Source organism: Sinorhizobium saheli (assembly GCF_001651875.1).
GTDB classification, from domain to species: domain Bacteria; phylum Pseudomonadota; class Alphaproteobacteria; order Rhizobiales; family Rhizobiaceae; genus Sinorhizobium; species Sinorhizobium saheli.
The window spans coordinates 64,550-71,054 of record NZ_LNQB01000096.1 but is presented as its reverse complement, the minus strand read 5'-3'; the positions used below and the strand labels follow the sequence as shown (position 1 = coordinate 71,054).

The following is a 6,505-nucleotide window of genomic DNA, read 5'->3' as shown; positions in this document are numbered from 1 at the left end:
GCTCGCTACGGCGCTGTTGAGGGCGCGCTCGCGAGCGGCTTCGCTACCGCCGAGCTACACCACCTGTAGGGACACGACCGGTGCGTCAAAAATCAGGACTCGCTTCGCAGCGCCGCGCGTCTGATCGAAGGTGCAAAGATGGCTGTTGCACTCTGAAGTCGCGCAGGTCGGTCCTCCTCGGACTGGGGCGAGTTAGGAGAGTGCGGCAAATCTCGACAGCGGCATGCTGTTCGCTGCCGCCGGGGCCGAAGTGACTCCCGAAAAAAGGCGCGCGACCGGGAAAGCCGCGCGCAGGCCCGTGCCCCACAATGAAGGCAACTCACGCAGCTACACACGCCGGCCCTTCCGGCGTCGGAAGGGCTCAGGGCTTGCGTCGAAGACGTCCACCGAGGCTCATGCAGCGCCACACGCCTGCCAGGCGTGTGAAAACTGCCGCGGCACTTTGAAGTGCTGCACCTTTCCTTGAATCGTCCTTTCGATCCAAGGCAGAAGAGCGGGCGATCGAGCGCCGGGGATGAGCGCATTACATGCGCCCCCCCCTGCGACCCGCCACCGCCGGCGGGCCGCCTTCGATCGCGATCCTCTAAAGCGTCTGCTTAGCCGAAGAACACCTGGCGCAGCCGAGCAAACAGGGTTGGCTGTTTCTCGACAAGCATGGACCGGATGTGGCGGGCGGCCGTCGATGCGCTGACCGTCGCGCCGAAATGGCAATAGCAGATGACCTTGTGCAATTGCTCGTCACTCAGTTCGAAGAACCGCTTGGCTTCGCCGTAGCTGTCGTTGTCAAGCCCGGCGGCCCGCAGGACCGGATCCTCGAAAGCAACGGAGATCGGCGAGCCGTCGCCGCGCATGGCCGCGCGGACCCTGGCCGGCTGATACTCCGTCTCGTGCAACGTCGAAAGGCGTCTGTGAGGATCACGCTCCAGGAGTTCCGCCCACCGTTCTAGGCGCTCCACGCGCGATAAAGTCCGTCGCGGAAAATCCTGTTTGACCTCGGCGACGCCCTGTAGCTGCTCGATTGCTTGGTGCTTCATTGTGACCTCCTACTCTAACGATAGTTGGTCCCCCATTTCCACCTCATAGGCCAAGTCAGCGTGACTCCAACCGGTCGCGAAGTCCAATCACGAAAATGGCCCGACCGGATTAAAGCGCGAGAATCGGCCGAATTCGCACCCTTCGCGCGGGGTCCGAAGCCCCAGCGCCGCGCGACGCATAGGGCTGGCGAGGACGGCGGGCGATCCGGCGAGCAAGCCGGCTCAGGCGAAAACATCCCCCCACAACCATAGATCGGCGCTGCATCCAAGTGATCCGAAAAATTGCTGTTCCCGCGGAAACACGGATTCACTCGCAAGTCGTCGATACATGCGGACGAGAGCGGCAGGGAACGCTCTCTCCCCCGGCAAGGAGCCTGGGGAAACGGCGGTTCGAGGGGTTCGACCCATGACACGACACGGCACCTGATCCGATCGGCGCCCCGCTCGCGAAGGAAAGCGGGCAGAGCCTCATGGCGCCTCTTCGAACATCACGACGCGCTTCGCGCCGCCGCATGGCCGGCGGGAGGCAATGCATGTCCCGATGCAAACCCAACAAGGAAACAGAATGGCAAATCTTATCGGAACGGCCGGGAACGACATCTTGACCGGCAGCGATCTCGAGAACGACTTTATCATGGCGCTCGCCGGCGACGACACGCTGAACGGCGGCATGGGGAGCGACATGCTGAATGGCGATGAGGGCAACGACGTCCTCAACGGCTCATTCCAGAACGACACGCTCATCGGCGGCGACGGCAACGACACGCTCAACGGCAACAGCGGCAGCGACATGCTGCAGGGCGGCGCGGGCCAGGACAAGCTCAATGGCGGCAGCGGCCGCGACACGATCGTTGCCTTCGAGATCGAGGACGTGTCCGGCGATGTCGTCGACGGCGGCTCCGGCACGGACATGGCGATGCTCGACTATTCCGCGAACACGACCGGTCTCAATCTCGCCATCAAGGACTGGATCTCGCCGCAGACCCTGACGGGCGGCATTCAACTGAAGAATGTCGAAGCCTTCGGCATCACGGGCACGGATTTCGCCGACGTCGTCACCGGCGGCAACTATTCCGACATGCTGATGGGAGGGCTCGGCAACGACCGGCTTTCCGGCGGCCGCGGTCACGACCTGCTTCAGGGTGGCGACGGCAGCGATACCCTCGCCGGCGGCTATGGCTTCGACTTCCTGAACGGCGATGCCGGCAATGACAGCCTTTCGGGTGATGCCGGTGGCGACTTCCTGAGCGGCGGCGACGGCGACGACAAGGTCAATGGCGGCGACGGCGCCGACTGGGTCGCCGGCGATGCCGGCAACGACACGCTCACCGGCGGCAACGACAACGACACGATGACCGGGGGCGCTGGCCACGACGGTCTCGCCGGAGACGCCGGCAACGACACCATCGACGGCGGCATCGGCGACGACCGGGTCGAAGGCGGTTCCGGCAACGACACCATCACCTACACCTATGGCGAGGGCAAGGACACGATCACCGATGCGAGCGGCAGCGATCGCCTCGTCGTGCGCAACTTCACGGGCAACTTCACGGCCAAGGCGGCGAGCGAGATCAACACGCTTGCCGGCGGGACCACCTTCACGGGCATCGAGCACTATTCGATCCATGCGGCAGGTTCGGGCGTCAACAGGATCGTGACCGGCGACGGCTCAGACGAGGTCCACGCGGCCGCCGGCGACGACACGATCGACGGCGGCGCCGGCAATGACACGCTCGACGGCGGCACGGGCCGCGACAGCGTCGCGGGCGGCATCGGCAACGACTTCGTGAGCCTCGGTGACGGCGGCGCCGACAAGGGCGACGGTGGCACCGGCACCGACACGGTCGCTGTCGACCGTCGATCGCTGTCGACGGCCCAGACCTTCTCCGCGACCGGCAGCACCGCGACGCTCTCAGACGGCACCAGCCTCAAGAACTTCGAGCACTACCGCGTCCAGTTCGGCTCGGGAGCGGATGTGGTGAAGTCCGTCGGCTCCGCCTCGAGCGTCAGCTTCTACGGCTATGCCGGCAACGACACGCTGATCGGAACCAATGGCAGCGACACGCTTGACGGCGGCGAAGGTAACGACACGCTGAACTCCGGCGCCGGCAACGACGTGATCCGGGACTTCGGCGGCAAAAACTCCATCACCGCCGGTGACGGCAATGATACGGTCAGCGTCGGCGACGGTGCGGCGACCGCGAACAACACGGTCGACCTCGGGGCCGGCAACGACAGCTTCACGCGTACGGCCTCGACCGGCACGCTGGTCGTCGACGGCGGCACCGGAACCGACTTCGCCGCCATCAACTTCAGCAAGTATACGGCTGGCATCACCTTCAAGCTCGCGCCGACGGTCACGGCCACCAATGCGCCCGTCACGGTGAAGAACGTCGAGCGGGTGGCGCTCGTCGGCGGCTCCGGCAACGATCTCTTCGTCGGTGGCAGCCTCAACGACGACCTGCGCGGCGGCGCCGGCAACGACAACCTGAGCGCCGGCGCCGGCAACGACTTCCTCTCCGGTGACGCCGGCAGCGACACGCTGCGCGGCGGGACGGGCAACGACACCATCTATGGTGACACCGCCACCACCACCGGCGGCAGGGACACGATCCTTGCCGAGGACGGCAACGACAAGGTCTATGCGGGCATCGGCGACCGGTCCGACGGCGGCGCCGGCACGGACGTGCTCAACCTCAATGTCGCCGAGCAGACGAAGGACATCACCTTCAACTTCTCGACCGACGCCGTGAACGTCGACGCGACGACCTCCTTCAACGCCTTCGAAGTGCTCGAATATACGGGCAGCAAGGGCAAGGACACGGTGACCGGCGGTGCCCTGAACGACCGGTTGGACGGGATGTCCGGCAACGATATCCTGCGGGGCGGCAATGGTAACGACGTGCTCAGGGACGGCGGCGGCGACGACCAGCTCTTCGGCGATGCCGGCAACGACACCCTGACCCGCACGGTCCATTCCGGCAAGGACGTCTTCGACGGCGGTCTCGGCGCCGATACGTTGAGCTTCCTCGACGGGGCCACCTCGGTTGTTCTCGACCTGCAGAGCCAGGCCAGGAACAAGGGACTGGCGCTCGGCCTCACGGTCAGGAACATCGAAGCGATCGTCGGCAGCACGGCGGACGACGAGATCCATGGCGACGCCGCGGCCAATACGCTCTACGGCAAGGGCGCGGACGATATCCTCGACGGGCGCGACGGCAACGACATGCTGATCGGCGGCGCGGGCGACGACTGGCTGACTGGCGGCGCCGGCAAGGACCGGTTCGTCTTCAACCTCGAGGGCCGCGACGGCGAAGGCGACGTCATCACCGACTTCGTCCGCGGTCAGGATTCTCTCGTCATCGACCGCGCCGCCTACAACATTGCCGCCGGCGACGCGACCGTGACGCTGGTGACCGGCGCCGATCCGGTCGCCACCGGCAGCAAGGGCACCTTCCTGTTCGAAACCGACAATGGCCGCCTCTGGTACGATGCCGACGGCAAGGGCGGCACGGCCGACCTGGAACTCGTCGCCATCCTGCAGAACGTCAAGACGCTCGCAACGAGCGACTTCTCCTTCCTCTGATCGGAGCGAACCGCGATCGCCCGTCCCGCCGAAAGGCGGGGCGGGTTTTTCCTCGTCGGAGGCCAGCCCGGAACGGTGCGGCTATTCCGTGCGCGTTCCTGCGGCCGGCGCGAGGGCTGCGGCGAGGGCTGCCGCCAGCATCAATCCCGCTGCCGCCAGCGGCAGCAGGGCGAAGCCCGCCGCGGCATAGGCCCTGCCGAAGCCGAGGGTGCCGACGAAGAGGGCGAGATAGGTGACGCCGCTGTTGAGCCCCATGATTGCGCCGCGCCGGGCGGGATCGAGCCCGGTCAGCCGCATGATCAGCACGTTCAGCCCGAAATGATTGACGAGGCCCCAGAGGAAGACGACCGCCAGCATGGCGGTGTAGGAGCCGCTTGCCGCCGCCATCGCGGCATAGACGCCGGCGACCGCGAGGAAGATCAGCGGCAGCAGCCTGCCCGCACCGAAACGGTCGATCAGCCGGTCGAGAAAGACGGCGCCGCCGAAGCCGAAGCCGTAGGAAACCGCGACGAGGCCGTTGGCGCTCACGGGCAGGCCGAGGCCCGCATGGAGATGGTCACCGATATAGGCATAGACGCCGTAGAAGGCCGCCATGAATGCGGCGCAGGCGGCAAGCAGCGGCGCGACGCCGCGCACGCCGAGCGCCGCCAGAGGCGATGTGGCCCTTCCCGCGGACCCTTCCCGGACCTTCGCGAGCCGGACTGCGGCAAGCGCCAGGAGCGTTGCGGCGGCGACCGCCACGTAGACCATCCGCCAGCCGGCGAAGTCCGCGACCGCTGCCGATAACGGAACGCCCGCCACCATGCTCAGCGTCCAGCCGGTCAGCACCAGGCCGATCGTCTCGCTCTCGCGTCCGGCCGGAGCGATGGCGGCGGCCAATGTGTAGATCGCCGGAAGCGCGATGCCGGTGGCGACGCCGACGAGGAGCTGGGCGGCGACGAGCAGCGGCAGCGCCGGCGCCATCGCGCTGACCCCGAGGCCGGCGGCGAGGATCAGAAGCGCCGCCGCAAGCATGCGGCGCGGGCCGTGGCGGTCGATCAGCCGGCCGAGGAAGACGGCGCTCGCCGCCGTGCCGAGACCGAAGGCCGCCGACGCGGTCATCACGGCCGGGACGTCGGCGCCAAGGCTGAAGGCCACTTCCGGCGCGATCGGCCCGAGCGCCAGCGAGTTGGAACCGATGACGCCGACGGAGGCGGTGAGCACGAAGGCGAAGGGCGGAATGCGCGCCTTCTCCACGGATGCGGCGGGAATGGATTGATCGATGTTCGTCATTGGCGCATAGTTGCAGAACTTCATTCGGCAACAAGAGGAAAAATCGGAATGGATCAAAATACAGATGAGGTTCGGCGGAAGCGTCCGTCCGACCGTGACCTCGATGCGATGGACCGAAAGCTATTAGGCGTCCTCGTCGAGGACGCGACGACGAGCTACGCCGAACTCGGCGAGCGCGTCGGTCTTTCGCCGCCGGCCGCGCACGAGCGCGTCAAGCGCCTGCGCCGTTCCGGCGCCATCCGCCGCGTGGCGGCGCTGGTCGATCCCGAGGCCGTCGGCAAGACGCTGCTCGCCTTCGTCCATGTCGACACGAGCGGCTGGGGCAAGACGCCGGTGCTGCTGGCGATCGAGGAGCACCCGGAAGTCGAGGAGATCCACGCGGTCGCCGGCGACACCTGCATGCTGCTCAAGGTGCGCACCGACAGCACCCGCTCGCTCGAGGGCCTGCTCGCCCGGCTCTACGACACGCCCGGCGTCAAGGCGACGCGCAGCTATGTCGTCCTGTCGACCTATCTCGAGCGGCCGGTCCAGCCGGGCACGACCAGCGAATGGCCGGCGCTGGCGAAATATGCCGGGAAGGGATCCGAGCGTTAAGGCATTTTGCAGTCGGGTG

Annotated in this window: 4 protein-coding genes; 2 read left to right on the top strand and 2 right to left on the bottom strand. The window is 66.7% G+C overall.

Annotation, left to right across the window (positions count from 1 at the left end):
- Nucleotides 1-596: 596 nt before the first annotated feature.
- Nucleotides 597-1,034 (bottom strand): hypothetical protein, encoded by a 438-nt coding sequence (locus tag ATB98_RS24720; RefSeq protein WP_066878512.1) that lies wholly within the window; start codon nt 1,032-1,034, stop codon nt 597-599.
- A gap of 565 nt (nt 1,035-1,599) precedes the next feature.
- Between ATB98_RS24720 and ATB98_RS24715 the strand changes: the two genes are divergently transcribed.
- A complete protein-coding gene (locus ATB98_RS24715; protein ID WP_084435788.1) occupies nt 1,600-4,620 on the top strand; it encodes a calcium-binding protein in 3,021 nt (1,006 codons plus the stop codon).
- Between the two features lie 81 nt (nt 4,621-4,701).
- On the opposite strand, the gene ATB98_RS24710 is transcribed toward ATB98_RS24715, so the two are convergent.
- Nucleotides 4,702-5,892 carry an MFS transporter gene (locus ATB98_RS24710; RefSeq protein ID WP_066878510.1) on the bottom strand — a complete coding sequence of 397 codons (1,191 nt, stop codon included), beginning with the start codon at nt 5,890-5,892 and terminating at the stop codon, nt 4,702-4,704.
- 48 nt (nt 5,893-5,940) lie between these two features.
- Between ATB98_RS24710 and ATB98_RS24705 the strand changes: the two genes are divergently transcribed.
- Nucleotides 5,941-6,486, top strand: coding sequence for an Lrp/AsnC family transcriptional regulator (locus ATB98_RS24705; RefSeq protein ID WP_066878508.1), 546 nt, complete (start codon nt 5,941-5,943; stop codon nt 6,484-6,486).
- Nucleotides 6,487-6,505 lie beyond the last annotated feature (19 nt).